Source organism: Kitasatospora sp. NPDC051984, assembly GCF_044593455.1.
In the GTDB taxonomy this organism is placed as follows: Bacteria; Actinomycetota; Actinomycetes; order Streptomycetales; family Streptomycetaceae; genus Kitasatospora.
This window is the reverse complement of record NZ_JBIUCB010000004.1, coordinates 322,575-338,433: the sequence shown is the minus strand read 5'-3', so window position 1 is coordinate 338,433 and position 15,859 is coordinate 322,575. Positions and strand designations below refer to the sequence as shown.

Annotated in this window: 13 protein-coding genes; 9 read left to right on the top strand and 4 right to left on the bottom strand. The window is 70.2% G+C overall.

The window, feature by feature from the left end:
- Positions 1 to 1,080: 1,080 nt before the first annotated feature.
- Together ACIHEI_RS10785 and ACIHEI_RS10780 are read right to left on the bottom strand one after the other, a co-directional pair.
- Complete coding sequence (locus ACIHEI_RS10785) at positions 1,081 to 1,656, bottom strand: NADAR family protein (RefSeq protein WP_396606376.1); 576 nt, start codon at positions 1,654 to 1,656, stop codon at positions 1,081 to 1,083.
- A gap of 111 nt (positions 1,657 to 1,767) precedes the next feature.
- The gene (locus ACIHEI_RS10780) at positions 1,768 to 3,201 is read right to left on the bottom strand and encodes an MFS transporter (RefSeq protein ID WP_392947374.1); all 1,434 of its coding nucleotides are present in this window, start codon (positions 3,199 to 3,201) and stop codon (positions 1,768 to 1,770) included.
- Between the two features lie 101 nt (positions 3,202 to 3,302).
- On the opposite strand from ACIHEI_RS10780, the gene ACIHEI_RS10775 reads away from it, so the two are divergent.
- Entirely contained in the window at positions 3,303 to 4,154 is an 852-nt protein-coding gene (locus tag ACIHEI_RS10775) for a helix-turn-helix transcriptional regulator (RefSeq protein ID WP_396606375.1), read from the top strand.
- Positions 4,155 to 4,611: 457 nt separating this feature from the next.
- On the opposite strand, the gene ACIHEI_RS10770 is transcribed toward ACIHEI_RS10775, so the two are convergent.
- On the bottom strand, positions 4,612 to 5,112 hold the full coding sequence (locus tag ACIHEI_RS10770) for a hypothetical protein (RefSeq protein ID WP_396606374.1): 501 nt from the start codon (positions 5,110 to 5,112) through the stop codon (positions 4,612 to 4,614).
- A gap of 135 nt (positions 5,113 to 5,247) precedes the next feature.
- Between ACIHEI_RS10770 and ACIHEI_RS10765 the strand changes: the two genes are divergently transcribed.
- The 8 genes from ACIHEI_RS10765 (at position 5,248) to ACIHEI_RS10730 (ending at position 14,449) form a co-directional block, all read left to right on the top strand.
- Entirely contained in the window at positions 5,248 to 6,519 is a 1,272-nt protein-coding gene (locus ACIHEI_RS10765; RefSeq protein WP_387861476.1) for a histidine kinase, read from the top strand.
- A complete protein-coding gene (locus ACIHEI_RS10760; protein ID WP_387643169.1) occupies positions 6,507 to 7,154 on the top strand; it encodes a response regulator in 648 nt (215 codons plus the stop codon). The genes ACIHEI_RS10765 and ACIHEI_RS10760 overlap by 13 nt, the downstream gene beginning before the upstream one ends.
- Entirely contained in the window at positions 7,151 to 8,044 is an 894-nt protein-coding gene (locus ACIHEI_RS10755; protein WP_396606373.1) for a DUF4097 family beta strand repeat-containing protein, read from the top strand. Before ACIHEI_RS10760 ends, ACIHEI_RS10755 begins: the two co-directional genes overlap by 4 nt.
- A gap of 291 nt (positions 8,045 to 8,335) precedes the next feature.
- Positions 8,336 to 9,442, top strand: coding sequence for a tRNA dihydrouridine synthase DusB (gene dusB, locus ACIHEI_RS10750; protein ID WP_387643841.1), 1,107 nt, complete (start codon positions 8,336 to 8,338; stop codon positions 9,440 to 9,442).
- A 371-nt stretch (positions 9,443 to 9,813) separates the two neighbouring features.
- Entirely contained in the window at positions 9,814 to 12,717 is a 2,904-nt protein-coding gene (gene ppdK, locus ACIHEI_RS10745) for a pyruvate, phosphate dikinase (protein ID WP_392947385.1), read from the top strand.
- Between the two features lie 259 nt (positions 12,718 to 12,976).
- Positions 12,977 to 13,492 (top strand): ribonuclease, encoded by a 516-nt coding sequence (locus ACIHEI_RS10740; RefSeq protein ID WP_396606372.1) that lies wholly within the window; start codon positions 12,977 to 12,979, stop codon positions 13,490 to 13,492.
- A 115-nt stretch (positions 13,493 to 13,607) separates the two neighbouring features.
- Complete coding sequence (locus ACIHEI_RS10735) at positions 13,608 to 14,120, top strand: hypothetical protein (RefSeq protein WP_396606371.1); 513 nt, start codon at positions 13,608 to 13,610, stop codon at positions 14,118 to 14,120.
- Positions 14,117 to 14,449 (top strand): transcriptional regulator, encoded by a 333-nt coding sequence (locus ACIHEI_RS10730; protein WP_387643173.1) that lies wholly within the window; start codon positions 14,117 to 14,119, stop codon positions 14,447 to 14,449. The genes ACIHEI_RS10735 and ACIHEI_RS10730 overlap by 4 nt, the downstream gene beginning before the upstream one ends.
- A 223-nt stretch (positions 14,450 to 14,672) precedes the next feature.
- Here ACIHEI_RS10730 and ACIHEI_RS10725 read toward each other — a convergent pair whose 3' ends face one another.
- On the bottom strand, positions 14,673 to 15,428 hold the full coding sequence (locus ACIHEI_RS10725) for a GNAT family N-acetyltransferase (RefSeq protein WP_396606370.1): 756 nt from the start codon (positions 15,426 to 15,428) through the stop codon (positions 14,673 to 14,675).
- Positions 15,429 to 15,859 lie beyond the last annotated feature (431 nt).

Below are 15,859 nucleotides of genomic sequence, written 5' to 3'. Positions count from 1 at the left end.
TGCGGGGTTTGCGGGGCTTGCCGGGCCTGCTGGGCCTGTGCGGTCGGGGCTGATGCCCTGTCGGCTGGGGCGGTGCCCGGTGCGGCAGTGCCGGGCCGGGTGTTCCAGGCGCTGGTTGTGCCCTGGTGCGGACCAGGGCGTTCTGTGCTGGGGCGTTCCGCGTGGGGGAGCCCTGGGCCGGGCCGCCCTGCACTGGTGGGCCGGGGGCCGTCGGCGGCCTGGCCCGGTATGCCTGTCCTGGCCCAGGAGGCCTGTCCCGGTGCGGTTTCGGGACGGCCGGCGCCGGAGCGGGTGCGGATCGGCAAGGGGCTGGCGGTCGAATCGGTGGGCGCAGGGCCCGGTCGTCCTGCGGGCGTGCTGCGGCCCGGGGGAGTGCCGTGTCCGATGGGCGTTCCGTGCTGGCTCGCGTCGAAGCCGGACGTGGGCGAACGCGGCCGCTGCGGGGGGATCGGGACGTCCCAGCCGACCGGGGGCTCCGTGCGGGCTGTCCCTGCGAAGCCCGCCGGGGCGTGGTCCTGGTGGCGGGGCGGCTCAGCGGCCGAGCGACTGGGCAGCAGGCGGTCTTCGGCGGCCAGCAGCCGGTCGCTCAGTTCGAGGCAGCGTGCGCCGAGGCCTTCGCGCAGGTTCTGGGCCTGGGCGAGTTGCCGGAGCAGTTCGGGGTCGGGCTGTCGGGTCGGGCGGCCGGATCCTGGGGCGTGGTCGGCCCGAAGTTCTTCGCTGAGTCGGCGCTCGCGTTGTGCGGCGAACTGCCGGGCCCGGAGCAGTTCGTCCAACTCCGCTCTGAGTGTTTGGACATCGGCCGACTCCGGCCCCCGATCGCGTACGGTCATCGCGCCCCGCCCTGGTTTCTCCACGGGGTCCCCCGATTGGCCCCCGACACTACGACTGGTGGCCATCCTGGTGCTGCCATACGGCGGCCACGTTACGGGAGTAAGTCATAACGTTTTCGAGACGGAAATGCGAGTGGCGACGCGGCGGGAGATTGACGGGTTTTTCGAGCGCGGGCCAATTCCCGTCCGACTCGCCCTACTTGTGAGGGTACGGGGTGTTCGTTCCCGGTGGATGCGGGCTGATGGAGCGTCAATCTGCCAGTTGGGCCCGCGCTTCCATCAGCGCGAAGCCGAGCAGGTTCAGCCCGCGCCACCGCGTCGGCGAGTTCGCCAATTCGTTGTCGGCTGCCAGGCCGATGCCCCAGACCCGGTCGAGCGGGCTGGCCTCCACCAGGACGCGCTTCCCGGTGCGGAGCAAATAGTCGCGAAGCCGTTCGTCCTGCCCGAACTTGGCGACGTTGCCCGCCACTACCAGTTCGAAGCGGTGCGCCGCCCAGGTGTCCTGGTCGAAGTCTTTGACCAGGCGGCCCAACTTCTTTGCCTCGGCGGGCGTTCGGGCCCGGAGGATGCGCGGGACGATCTCCTCGTCGCCGAACAGTCGCGCCTTGCCGGCCATCATCCAGTGCTCGGCGGTGGCGTACTCGACCCCGTCGACGGTGAACGGCGACGGCCACCACTGGCTGAGCGAGCCGGACCCGATCCGCCCGTCCCGTTCGGGCCGGTGACCCCAGAAGTGCAGGTACTTGGGGCTGCTCCCGGACGCGATTGCGGCCACCAGCTGCTCGCGGGAGCGGGTGTCGCTCGGAAGGATGGTCGGATTCGTCATGACGCCATCCTGTCAGTGTCCCTGGAGGCCGGGCCCGTCATTTTCGCAGGCCGCGGCCTCCTCCGTCGCGGAGCTGTGTTTGCTCCGGCCCTGCTCGGCGGGGTGTGGCCGTCATCCGACCGAGCGCGGCAGCCGGATGCTCAACCAGCAGATGATCAGGGAACCGAGCGCCTGGATGCCGAGCACCAGAGCCAGCGCGTTCGCCATTCCCAGGGTGGGGACGAGCCCGATGAAGAGGGTGCCGAGCGTGGCCACTCCAAGGGCCAGGCTGGACTGTTGGGTGGTGGCCAGCACGCCGCTGCCGACCCCCGCGCGTTCGGCGGGAACCCGGGAGAGCACCACCCGGAACAGGGGCATGCCCACCAGCCCCTGTCCGATGCCGGCGAGCGCGACGCCGGGAAGCATCCGGAGCAGGGAGAAGTGCGACCAGTCGCCCAGTGCGGTGGCGATCAAAGTGATCAGGCCGGCTCCCTGGACCACTGCGCCGGCCGTGATGACCCGGCTGCCGAAGAGGCCGACCAGCCGCGGCCCGGCCAGTGAGGCGCCGAAGTAACCGACTGCCATCGGCACCAGGGCCCAACCTGCGGCGACCGGACCCTGGTGCAGCCCGTTCTGCAGCAGCAGGGCGATCACGAACATGAATCCGCCGAATCCGGTGAAGTAGGGCACCGCCACGCCGAGGCCGCGCCGCATCTCGGGAATCCGCAGGAGCGAGAGCGGGACGAGGGGGACTCGCCCTTCCCGCTCGGCCCGTCGTTCCACCGCCACGAACGCCGCCGCGAGGGCGGGAAATGCTGCCAGGGACACCCAGGTCCAGAGCGGCCAGTCGACCGCCCGGCCCTCCATCAGGGGAACGAACAGGGCCAGCAGTGTCGCCGTGAGCAGCAGGGTGCCGGGCAGGTCCACGCCCGCGGCCCGCTCCGCCCGGCTCTCCGGGACATGACGTGCTGCCAGGACTGCGGTGAGCAGCGCGAAGGGGACGTTCAGCAGGAAGACGGCGCGCCAGCCGGTGCCGAAGAGGTCCGCCGAGACCAGGAGTCCACCGAGTACCTGGCCGATCACCACCGAGATGCCGCCGACGGCTCCGTAGATGCCGAGGGCCCGGGCGCGCTGCTGACCGCTGGTGGTGGCGGTGATGGTGGCGAGGACCTGGGGGAGCAGCAGAGCGGCGGAGGCTCCCTGGGCGACCCGGGCGGCGACCAGGGTCCAGGCGGTGGGGGCGGCACCGCAGGCGAGTGAGGTGAGGGTGAAGGCGACGGCTCCGGCGATGAACAGCCGCCGTCGGCCGAAGGCGTCGCCCAGCCGCCCGCCCAGGACGAGCAGGACGGCGAAGGCGATGCCGTAGCCCGCCGCCACGAGTTCCAGGACGGCGGGCCCGGCGACCAGATCGTGGTCGATGGTCGGCAGCGCGACATTCACTATGAAGAAGTCAAGCATCGGAAGGAAGGCGCCCAGAAGGACGGTGATCAGGCCGGCGGCACCCAGTTCGGGAGCCGCGGGCCGGACCGGCGACGAGATCTGCGGTAGCACTGTCTGCTGAGTCACGGGTACTACGATGAGGCTCCCCTCAGCCTGGTACCAGGCGGTCTTTATCCAGGTATAAGGAGTACCTGGCAACAGGATCTGCGGTGGTACACCCTGGTGCTATGGCTACCTCCACGGACCTTCACACCCCCGCCGACGATCGGCGGCGCGAACTGGCCACGTTCTTGCGCAGCCGCCGGGAGCGCATCTCGCCCGAACAGGTCGGCCTGCCTGCCGTCGGACGCCGCCGTACCCCGGGGCTGCGCCGCGAGGAGGTCGCCGGCCTCGCCGCGGTCGGAATCACCTGGTACACGTGGTTGGAACAGGGACGGGACATCCAGGTCTCGGCCCAAGTCCTGGACGCGGTGGCCCGGGCCCTGCTGCTCGATCGCAACGAGCGGTCGCACCTGTTCACGCTGGCCGGTTCCGAGGACCCGGCGCCGGTGAAGGAGTGCCCCACCGTCTCCCCGGCGATCGCGGCCATGGTGGACCAACTCGACCCGTTTCCGGCCGTGGTGATCAGCAGCCGGTTCGACATCCTTGCGTACAACCGGGCATACACCTGGCTGGCCGGGGACTTGGACACGATCCCCGAAGAGGACCGCAACGTCATGTGGATGATCTTCACTGACACTCCAATCGCGAGGAACCTGGCGGACCTGGCGGCCGCCAGAGCAGGGGTGGTGGCACGCTTCCGGACCGTGATGGCCGACCATGCGGCGGAACCCGCGTGGAAGGCGTTGGTCGCCCGGCTGCGCAAGGCCTCTCCGGACTTCGAGGAGGCTTGGGAAAGGCACGAGGTGTCGGGGATGGTCAACGGGTTCAAACAGTTCGTGCTGCCCGAAGTCGGCCTGCTGCGCTTCGAGTACACGAACATGTGGCTGGGCCCCAGGAGCGGCACCCGACTGGTCGGATACGTGCCCCACGACCGGGAGACCCTGGACCGGCTCCACCAACTGGCCAGCGCCGCCTGACCCCTGACCGGGCGCCGACGCGCAGACGGCGATCCGGCCGGACCAGGGCCGGATCGTCCGAGCACTATCGACCAGCACAGGGCGGCGAGCGGAAGCTCCGCGCAGAGGGCCATCAGCAGGGCCACCACCAGCTCGGGCCCGCGCGCCGCCGTCGCCACGTCGCACCCGGCATCGACGACCAGCAGCACGGCAGCCAGCCCGGCCGTCCAGCGCGGACTCCTGCCCTGCCGCAGCAGCACGGCACTTGCCGACAGCGCAGCGGACTCGACCACATCGAGCACGGCCCAGGTCGTCCCGCCGGGCAGCGTGGCTAGCAGCGCCGCCCAGGGCAGCAGGACCAGCCCGCAGCCCAGGAACAGCAACTCCACCGGCATCGGCCCGACCCGCAGGCCCACCCGCCCGGCCCGGACCGGACGCACCCCGCCGCCCACCCGGACGAGGGGCGAAGCGAGCACACTCATGCCGCCCTCCCCGACTCCGGGTGCTCCGTGCAGCCCGACGACCAGCACACCTGCGCCCAGCGGAACTCCCCGGCCACCGAGGCGAACCAGAAGCTGCCCGCCGTCCGCACCGCATCGGCCGGCACTGTGCGGCGGCGCAGTCCGCCCGGGCGGAACAGCACCGGCCGGGGTGCGGTGCCTGGTGGCCACCGGCCCCACGCGCAGGAGACCGGCCCTTCTCCCGGCCCACCGGCCCGGCCGCGCCGCGCACCGCGCAACCGGGTATCAGCCAGCGAGGACTCGACCACCACATCGAGCAACTCGCCGTACTCGTACACCTCCATGGCCGGGCGGCGGCCGGCGCGCAGGCGCACCGACCAAGGGCCGACCGAGGCGAGCAGGCCCACCACGCCCACGCCGTCGAGGAGTTCGGACCCGGCCATCGGGAACTCCAGCGCGGCGCCAGGGGTGGCAACGAGCGGGCTGCGGCCACAACGCATCAGGTTCGTATTCGTCATGCCGTCAAGAATCGTCATTGGAAAGGATCTTGTCGGTAGCGCGCGGCTCCGTCTTTGGGGTGTAGCCAGCTACACCCCAAAGACGGAGGCCCAGGCCATGGAAGCCGAGATCGGTGCGGCCCTACGCTGTGCCGCATGTTCCAGTCGAAGATCCAGTCGCGCCCCGTCCGGGCGGCCGGCCCCGCAGCGGCCCGCCGCGCAGCGCTCCGTGCTGCGCTGGCGCATGCGCCGTGGTCCGCTGGTACTCGACGGGATTCGCTGTTCCTGGCAGCCGGCCTCCCGCTCGGCTTGCCCTGCATCATCGTGCTCAGCATTCCGGGCAAGTCGCTGATGGTCTGGCTGCTCTTGCTGGTGGTCCTGTTCGACCTGCTGACCACTGTCCAGCGCAGCCGGGTCCGCAGCCTGCGCGGTCTGGAGATCCCGAGCCGACTGGCGTCGGACGCAGCCTGGCTGCCCCGTCTCCGCGCGGGGTTGACGTGGCGTCAGGCTGTGTACCACCTCGTCATCGCCCCGATCCAGACCTTCTGCGCTGCCCTGGTCCTCAGTCTCTGGGGCACCGCCCTGGTGTTGTTCACCTTCTTCGGCTGGGTCTGGCTGCTTCCGATGGACAACCCCCTGCGTTCCGGCTTCGGTTGGACGGTAGACGGAACGGTGGCCACCCTCGGCGGCCTGCTCCTGCTGTTCCTCACCCCATGGCTGGTCGCCCTGCTCGCCGCGCTCGACCTCTGGACGGTCCGCGCCCTGCTCGGCCCCAACCGCGCGGAGGTGCTGGAGCGCCGCGTCGAGCACCTCACCCAGAGCCGGGTGGATGTGGTGGACGCCGCCGACGCCGAACGTCGCCGGATCGAACGGGACTTGCACGACGGCGCACAGCAGCGCCTGGTCTCGCTCGCGATGAACCTCGGCCTCGCCCGGCGCACCCTGAAGAACATTCCGCCCGAGGCGATGGAGGTCATCGTCACCGCGCACGAGGAGGCCCAGGCCGCCATCAAGGAACTCCACGACCTGGTCCGAGGCCTGCACCCCGCCGTACTGGAGGACCGCGGGCTCGACGCGGCGCTCTCCGGCATCGCCGCGCGCAGTCCCGTCCCCGTGCACCTCGCGGTCGACCTGCCGGGCCGGATAGCCCCCACCGTGGAGGCGGTCGCGTACTTCACGGTCTCCGAGGCACTGGCCAACGCTGCCAAGCACGCCAAGGCATCCCGGGTCGATCTCGCCCTGCGTCGGGTCTCCGACCGGCTACTCATCACCATCACCGACGACGGCATCGGCGGAGCGGACGCCACCCGCGGCAGCGGGCTCACCGGCCTGCGCAAACGGGCCGCGTCCGTGGACGGATCACTTGCCATCACCAGCCCCCGCGGGGGCCCCACCACTATCACCATGGAGCTGCCATGCGAGCTGTGATCGCCGAGGACTCCGTCCTGCTGCGGATCGGCATTGTCAAGGTCCTGGAGAGCGAAGGCTACGAGGTGGCCGCCGCCGTGGAGGACGCCGAGGCGCTGCTCGCCGCCGTGGAGGAGCACCGTCCCCAGATCGTCGTCGCGGACGTCCGGATGCCACCCGGCTTCACCGACGAGGGAGTCCGCGCCGCCCTGATGATCCGCCAGCAGTGGCCGGGCACCGCGGTCGTGCTGCTCTCCCAGTTCGTCGAGGAGCGCTACGCAGCCGATCTGTTGGCCAAGAACACCAGCGGTGTCGGCTACCTGCTCAAGCAGCGGGTCGCCAACGTCGACGAATTCGTGGAGGCACTCCAGCGAGTCGCCGAGGGCGGTACCGCCCTGGACCCCGAAGTGGTCGCGCAACTGCTGCTGCGCCGTGACAAGGATCCGCTGCACCGGTTGACGCCCCGCGAGCGGGACGTGCTGGCGCTGATGGCCGAAGGACGCTCCAACACCGCGATCGCCGAATCCCTGGTGGTCAGCGACAGCGCGGTCTCCAAGCACATCAACTCGATCCTCACCAAGCTCGACCTTCCACCCGCCGAGGACACCCACCGGCGCGTACTCGCGGTACTTCGCTTCCTGGAGGTCAGCCAATGACACGACGATCGACCGAAGGGGCGGAGCCGGAGCTGCGGCCAGCCGGCAAGGGCCGGTTCGCCCGATGGCTGCCGAAACCCGGCCCGGACGTCCCGGCCGGCGAGCTGCGCACGGGAGAGCGCCGCATCTGGCGGGTCATCGGAGTGCTGGCACTCGCCTGCGCCATGGTGGGCGGAGCGGCAACCACCGGCGCTTCCCTGGTCCAGCGCGACAGTGTCCGTGAGAAGACGTTCTTCGAGGCGATCGACCGGCTCGACATCAACTCCGGTCCGGCCATGGTCACCGTGCGGGCCGGTGGCACCGATCGGGTGATCGTCACCGAACGCGTTGGCTGGGCCGTGCGCATGCCCGTTGTGAGCAAGCAGGTCGAAGCGGACACACTGTCGATATCCGTCGACTGCCCGGAAGCGAGCATGCTGTTCGGCTGCGCCGTCGCCCTGGAGATACAGGTCCCGGCAGCGACCGCGATCAAGTCCCGCAGCGGTTCCGGCTGGACGGAGATCCTCGACATGTCCGGGGCCACCTCGGCGGAGACCGGTTCCGGGCAGATCGAGCTGAGCCGGGTCAGCGGCGCCATCTGGGCCAAGGCCGGCTCCGGTCAGATCGTCGGCACCGGGCTGACGTCCGCGGAGGCGAGAGTGGTCTCCTCCTCGGGCCAGATCACCCTTCAGTACGACCGGCCGCCGACCTTGGTGACGGCCCGATTGGCCTCCGGCAATTTCGTGCTGAAGGTCCCCGACGACGGCAGTCAGTACCGGATCGACCTCAGCGCCGCAGCTGCCGGCCTGGTGATGGATCCGTCCCTGCAGAACTCAGCCTCCTCGCGGGTGCTGGACATCCTCACTGCCTCCGGCGACGTCAACATCAATCGGACCGGCAGCCACCACTGACCGAGCGCCGCGCCGCCGCGCATCCGGCCGGCCCGCGCCGCAGTCGCTCCCGACCGCCAGCGCGCGACCGCCCGGCGCCCGACCAGCATCCGACCAGCGTCCGACCGGGGCTGTCCCGCAGCGCGGGGCGGCCTGCCCGGTCGGTGGGGGAGAATAGAGAATCCGGAACTCCCGCCGTTGGGGCCCTACCCGTTTGAGGATCTGCCGCGCATGACCATCACGCCCGACTTCGCCCAGGCAACCCCGGCAGCGCCCGAAGCGCCCGAGTTCGCCCCGCTGAACATCGGGCCGATGCAGGTGTGGCCGCCGGTGGTGCTGGCCCCGATGGCCGGTATCACCAATGCCCCGTTCCGCACCCTGTGCCGGGAGCAGAGCGGCGGCCGCGGCCTGTACGTCTCCGAGATGATCACGACCCGGGCCTTGGTCGAGCGCAATGCCAAGACCATGCAGTTGATCAAGTTCGACGCAAGTGAGAAGCCTCGCTCGATCCAGCTGTACGGCGTGGACCCGGAGACCGTCGGCAAGGCGGCGCGGATGATCTCCGAGGAGGGCCTTGCCGATCACATCGACCTCAACTTCGGCTGCCCCGTCCCCAAGGTGACCCGCAAGGGCGGCGGCTCCGCGCTGCCGTACAAGCGCAACTTGCTGCGAGACATCCTGCGGCAGGCGGTCGGGAACGCGGGCGACCTCCCGGTCACCATGAAGATGCGCAAGGGCATCAACGACGACCACCTCACCTATCTCGACGCCGGCCGGATCGGCGCCGAGGAGGGCGTGGCCGCGATCGCCCTGCACGGTCGTACCGCCGCCCAGCACTACGGCGGCACCGCCGACTGGTCGGCCATCGCCCGGCTGCGTGAGTCCGTCCCGACCGAGATCCCGGTGCTCGGCAACGGCGACATCTGGTCCGCGGACGACGCGGTCCGGATGATGCGCGAGACCGGCTGTGACGGCGTGGTGGTCGGCCGTGGCTGCCTCGGCCGGCCGTGGCTGTTCAAGGACCTGGTGTCGATCTTCGAGGGCGACGTCGACTACGCCCGCCCCACCTTCGCCTACGTGGCCCGGGCCATGGTCCGGCACGCCCAACTGCTGGGGGAGTGGCTCGGGGACGAGGCCCGCGGCGTCATTGACTTCCGCAAGCACGTCGCCTGGTACACCAAGGGTTTCTCGGTCGGCTCCGAGCTGCGGGTGAAGCTCGCCAATTCCAGCTCGCTCACCGAACTCGCCGAAACCCTCGCGCTGGTCGACCAGGAACAGAGCTGGCCGATCGGCGCCGACGGTCCGCGCGGCCGAACCAGCGGCAACAACCGGGTGGTCCTGCCCGAAGGCTGGTTGGACGATCCGTATGAGTGCGCCCGACTCGGCGAAGATGCCGAATCGGACACCTCTGGCGGGTGATCTGTACGGTTCGGCAGCAATGACCTCCACCGGCAGCTGGCCGAACTGGACCAGGCTAGTTATCCAAAGTGGACAGCAGGGCTCCTCAAAGGCGAAATTCCGCCACTCGGAGTAACCGGCCGCTCAGCAGAAAGCGACGCGCGACGTAGAGTTCCCGGGCTCGACAGTTGAGATGCGCTCGTGACGCTGGCCACATATCGTGGCGGATGACGGCCAGTCAGTGGACTTCGCCAAGGTGTACAAGTCCGGATCGCTTCCCGAACGGGCTCCGGGGTGGATGGCTGCGGCTGGTTGCAGGAAATCAAGCCGGGGAAACGCGGCGGGGTCGATGCCGTCACTGTGTGTCCGGTTCGCATGAGCTTCGCGTGGCGATGTCTTCACTTCTTGAAGGCTCGCTAGCGTCACCCGGACGATTTCAGCAACGCAGGCAAACGCCCATTCAGGCATTCGATCTGCTGGTCAATGACCCGCCTCGCAGCTCGTACGACCTATTCGCTCCCCTAAACAGCCTTCGAAATGGGTATGTTCTCCGGCGTCAGGGCAACCGTGTGCGAGGAGAACGACCCGTGGCGGCGCAGCAGAAGTTTGTTTACTCCTTCACCGAAGGAAACAAGGACCTCAAGGATCTTCTCGGCGGGAAGGGTGCGAACCTCGCCGAGATGACCAACCTGGGCCTCCCCGTCCCTCCGGGGTTCACCATCACCACCGACGCCTGCAAGGTGTTCCTCGAGACCGGCTCCGAGCCGGCCTCGCTGAACGAGGAGATCACCGGCCACCTGGTCGCCCTCGAGGCCCGGATGGGCAAGCAGCTCGGCCAGGCGGACAACCCGCTGCTGGTCTCGGTGCGGTCCGGTGCCAAGTTCTCCATGCCCGGCATGATGGACACCGTCCTGAACATCGGCCTCTCCGACGCCTCGGTGACCGGGCTCGTCGCCCAGTCCGGCAACGAGCGCTTCGCCTGGGACTCCTACCGTCGCCTGGTCCAGATGTTCGGCAAGACCGTGCTGGGCGTCGACGGCGAGCTGTTCGAAGAGGCGCTGGACGAGGCCAAGCACGCCAAGGGCACCGTCAACGACCTTGACCTCACCGCCGAGGACCTCAAGATCCTGGTCGAGACCTTCAAGGCGATCGTGCTCCGGGAGACCGGCCGCGAGTTCCCGCAGGAGCCGCGCGAGCAGCTGGACCTGGCGATCCACGCGGTATTCCACTCCTGGAACGGCGACCGGGCCCGCCTGTACCGTCGCCAGGAGCGCATCCCGAACGACCTGGGCACCGCCGTCAACGTCTGCACCATGGTCTTCGGCAACCTCGGCGAGGACTCGGGCACCGGTGTCGCCTTCACCCGCGACCCCTCCACCGGTACCCAGGGCGTCTACGGCGACTACCTGCAGAACGCCCAGGGCGAGGACGTGGTGGCGGGCATCCGCAACACCCTCCAGCTGGCCGACCTCGAACAGCTCGACAAGAAGTCGTACGACGAGCTGATGTCCATCATGCAGACCCTGGAGAACCACTACCGGGACCTGTGCGACATCGAGTTCACCATCGAGCGCGGCAAGCTCTGGATGCTGCAGACCCGCGTCGGCAAGCGCACCGCCGCCGCCGCATTCCGAATCGCCGTCCAGCTGGTCGACCAGGGCCTGATCGACCTGGACGAGGCGCTTCACCGGGTCACCGGCGGCCAGCTCGCCCAGCTGATGTTCCCGCGCTTCGCCCCCACCGCCGAGACCCGGCCGGTCGCCTACGGCATCGCGGCCTCGCCCGGCGCCGCGGTCGGCAAGGTGGTCTTCGATTCCTACACCGCTGTGAAGTGGTCGCGCTCCGGCGAGAAGGTCATCCTGGTCCGCCGTGAGACCAACCCGGACGACCTCGAAGGCATGATCGCCGCCGAGGGCATCCTCACCTCGCGCGGTGGCAAGACCTCGCACGCGGCCGTGGTCGCCCGCGGCATGGGCAAGACCTGTGTCTGCGGCGCTGAGGAGCTGGAGGTCGACACCAAGAACCGCAAGTTCACCACCGCCGACGGCCAGGTCGTCCAGGAGGGTGACCTGGTGTCCATCGACGGCGCCAACGGCAAGGTGTACCTGGGCGAGGTCCCGGTGCTGCCGTCCCCGGTGGTCGAGTACTTCGAGGGCACCCTGCACGCCGGCGCCGACGTCCAGGGCGGGCTGGTCCAGGCCGTGCACCGGCTGATGTCGCACGCCGACGGCCGCCGCCGCCTCGCGGTCCGCGCCAACGCCGACAACGCCGAGGACGCGAACCGCGCCCGCCGGTACGGCGCCCAGGGCATCGGCCTGTGCCGCACCGAGCACATGTTCCTCGGTGAGGAGCGCCGCAAGGAGGTCGAGCACCTGATCCTGGCGGACAACGACAAGGACCGCGAGGCCGCGCTGTCCAGCCTGCTGCCGCTGCAGAAGGGCGACTTCCTGGAGCTCTTCCAGTCGATGGACGGGCTTCCGGTCACGGTCCGCCTGCTCGACCCGCCGCTGCACGAGTTCCTGCCCGACTTCACCGAACTGTCGGTGCGCGTCGCCCTCGCCGAGGCCCGCAAGGACCCGAACGAGAACGACCTGCGCCTGCTCCAGGCCGTCCACCGCCTGCACGAGGCCAACCCGATGCTGGGCCTGCGCGGCGTCCGCCTCGGTCTGGTCATTCCCGGCCTGTTCGGGATGCAGGTCCGGGCGATCGCCGAGGCCGCGGCCGAGCGCAAGCTGGCCGGCGGCGACCCGCGCCCCGAGGTGATGATCCCGCTGGTCGGCACCGTCCAGGAGCTGGAGCTGGTCCGCGACGAGTGTGAGCGAGTGCTCGCCGAGGTCGCCGCCTCCACCGGCGTCAACCTCGACATCAAGCTCGGCACCATGATCGAGTTGCCGCGCGCCGCCGTGACGGCCGGGCAGATCGCCGAGGCCGCCGACTTCTTCTCCTTCGGCACCAACGACCTGACCCAGACCGTGTGGGGCTTCTCCCGCGACGACGTCGAGGCCTCGTTCTTCACTGCCTACCTGGAGAAGGGCATCTTCGGCGTCAGCCCGTTCGAGACCATCGACCGCGACGGCGTCGGCTCGCTGGTTCGGAGCGCCGCGCAGGCCGGCCGGGCCACCCGCCCCGACCTCAAGCTCGGCGTCTGCGGCGAGCACGGCGGCGACCCCGACTCGGTCCACTTCTTCCACGAGGTGGGGCTGGACTACGTATCCTGCTCCCCCTTCCGGATTCCGGTGGCGCGCCTGGAGGCAGGCCGCGCCGCCATCGAGACGGCGGGAAGCGACTCGCGCTGACACGAAGCAGCGCGGATCACTGACCGCACCCCTCCGTAAGAAGAGGGGCGTACGGCGGAGCTCGGCGCAGGAGAGCCGCCGTACGGAGCAGCCGGGGCGGGAACGGACAATGGCGTCCGCTCCCGCCCCGGCGACGTTTGCCCGGTCCGACCTCGCGGTGCGTGCTCCGGCGCCCTCGGCCCACCGCTGTCGGCGCGACCCTCGCCCGGTACGCGCTGGTTGCGCCATCCGGGTGAGTCGGTACGGCAAGCTAGACGTCATGACCAGCCGCAATCGCCTGATCAGCCTCGCCGTCCTGATCGTCGCGGGCCTTATCGCCGCAGTGACCGCCCTGCTGAACGGCGGGGGCGACACCGGCAGCCCGAGCGCAGACAAGTCCCCTTCCGCGCCCGCCGCCACGGCTGCCCGGAACGGCACCACGAGCGCCCCCAAGCCGTCCGCCCCGGCAAAGTCGCCCGCCGACCAGCCCACCTGGGTGCCCACCAACACCGCGCTGGCCGACGTCTGCCGCAGCAAACTGCCCTCGCAGGCCCTCGACACCCTCGGGCTGATCGCCAAGGGCGGCCCCTACCCGTACCGCTCGGACGGCATCGTCTTCGAGAACCGGGAGAGCCGCCTGCCGCGCCAGAACAACGGCTACTACCACGAGTTCACCGTGGTCACCCCGGGCTCGGACGACCGCGGAACCCGGCGGGTGGTGACCGGAAACGCCGGTGAGCAGTACTGGACCGCCGACCACTACGCCTCCTTCCAGGAGATCGACTCGCGCTGCTGACAACACTGCCGGCGACACGCCGGTAAATTACTTTCCATCGTGGAAAGTGTGTGCCAGAGTAGCAGCACTTGATTCGGCAGAAGGCTGGATCGATGTCGCGCTGCCCGGGGGTTCGATGGCCGAGGAGAAGCAGTTCACGTACGGAGAGGTCGAAGGGTTGCCGCCCGGAGACACTCTGACCCCTGCCGAGGCGCTCGCCCTCGCCGGGCGGGCCGAGGCCGCCGCACGGCGGCCACAGCCGCTTCCCTGGTGGTACGGGCCAGGTGTGGGCCTCTCGTTCGCTGCCTACGGGGCGGCGATCGGGAAGTCCTTCGGGCAACAGTCGCAGTGGCTGATACTGCTGTGCCCGCTCGGGCTGGTGCTGGTGCAGGCCGCGATAGTGCGGGCAGCCGTCCGCGCCCGCGGCGTTGCCGGGCTCGTCGAACGCGGGCTCCCGCCGCAAGCCCTGCGGGCGTTCGGCGCCGTCGTCTTGGCGGCGGTGCTGTCCGGCCTCGTCGCCTGGCTGGCCATCGGAGATCCGGGCTGGGCCAGTGCGGCCGCCGGTGTCGGCGGCGGACTGGCGATGTGGGCCGGCATCGCCCTGATCAACCGTCACGTCAAGGAGCAGAGCATGAGCAGCGCGCAGTGAACGGGCTTGACCCAGCCCTCCATCAACCGACCAGGCTCACCGTCCTGGCCTTCCTCAGTGGATGCCAGGAGGCGGAGTTCTCCGTGGTCCGCGACTACTGCCAGGTCTCGGACTCGGTGCTCAGCAAAACCGCGGCGAGCCTGGAATCGACCGGCTACCTGCGGGCCCGCAAGGGCTACGTGGGCAAGCGGCCGCGCACCTGGCTCTCCGCGACCCGGCAGGGCCGGGCCGCGCTGGCCGCCCACCTTGCCGCACTCCAGCAGTTGGCCGCCGCCGCCGAGGCGGCCGGCTCGGAGTCCGACACCGGGGGCGGTTCGAGCGAGGGCTGAGTCGGAGGGGCGGGTCGGACCTGGCGCAGTATCAGAAGGATCACACCCTGGAGCAGAGGTGGAGCCAACGCACGTGAGGCCCACGCTCCTTGACAACTCGACAGAGTGTCGCAGCCCCACTACGGCAGAAAGCCGTCCGGGGCGGGCGTTCGGGGGCAGACCCCGCCGTACGCCCCGCCCCGGACGGGCCGGCTCCCGCCGGAACGGGAGCCGGAAGGCCGTCTCAGGCGGCCGGGAGCAGCGAACTGCCGATCACAGGCTCGCCGACCAGGGAGCCGCCGTGTCTAAGGCACTCCTGGTTGAGCGGCGCCGGATCCGGTGCGCTGGGCGAGGTCGCGGCGGCGATCCGCAGCTCGATGATGTCGCGGACGGCCGGCCACTCCTCGTCCAGGATCGAGTAGAACGCGGTCGACCTGACTACGCCGTCCAGGCCGCGCGAGTGCGCCCGGCGGACTCCCTCGGAGGTGGCACCCAGCCGCTCGATGGCAACTCGGGAACGGGCGTTGCGGGCGTCGGCCCGCAGCGAGATCCGCTGCACGCCCCAGACCTCGAAGGCGTGCCGCAACATCAGCAGCTTCGCCTCCGTGTTGATGCCGGTGCCCTGCGCCCGCGGGGACAGCCAGGTGTTCCCGATCTCCGCGGCGTCCGGCACGGCTTCCAGCGGATCGCCGTACGGGATCCCGGGCACGGGCGGCCAGACCAGCGGCCCCTGCCAGTAGTCCAGTTCCAGGAATCGGGTCGAGCCCACGACGCGATTGTCGGCCGTACTCACGGTGGCGTACGGCATTGACCGGCCCGCCGCCTGGTCGGCGAGGGCACGCGCGATGTACTCCCGGGCGGCTTCAAGGCCGTGCGGGACAGGGGTGAAGGCGTAGGTCGTACGGTCCTCGGCGCCGGCCTCGGCAAGGGCCGCGGCGTGGTGCTCGGCGAGGGGCTCCAGCCGCACGGTGCGGCCGTAGAGGGTGACGGGTACGGGCACGGATCCTTCGGTCCTTCGGCTCGTCGGGGTCCCGCGTGCCGGGTTCGCGGCGCGTGGGCAGTGGTCGTTCGCCCCGGCCCCGGACAAGCGGCCGCCCGGGTGCGCTACGCCAGAGGCTCGGGCGTGCGGCGGGTCGGCAGCCCGGAGGCGGGCAGCGCGGTGCCGGTACGGACACGGGTCGACGGACCGATCCGGCGGGATGAGCGACGGGACAGTGTGCGTCCGCGAGATGGCCGAGGGAGAAACGAGATCACGAAGCGAAGCAGGCGGCCAGGTGAAGGCAAGGTGCGCAATGGATGGCTGGCATCACAACGGACCGGGGCGTGGCCCACGACGTGACAGACGGCGTGGCGCGACGACGCGACGATGCGAGGCAGCGAGAGGACGATACCCGCCAGAAGGCGGTGCGTCACTTCGCGGCGCGCCAACGA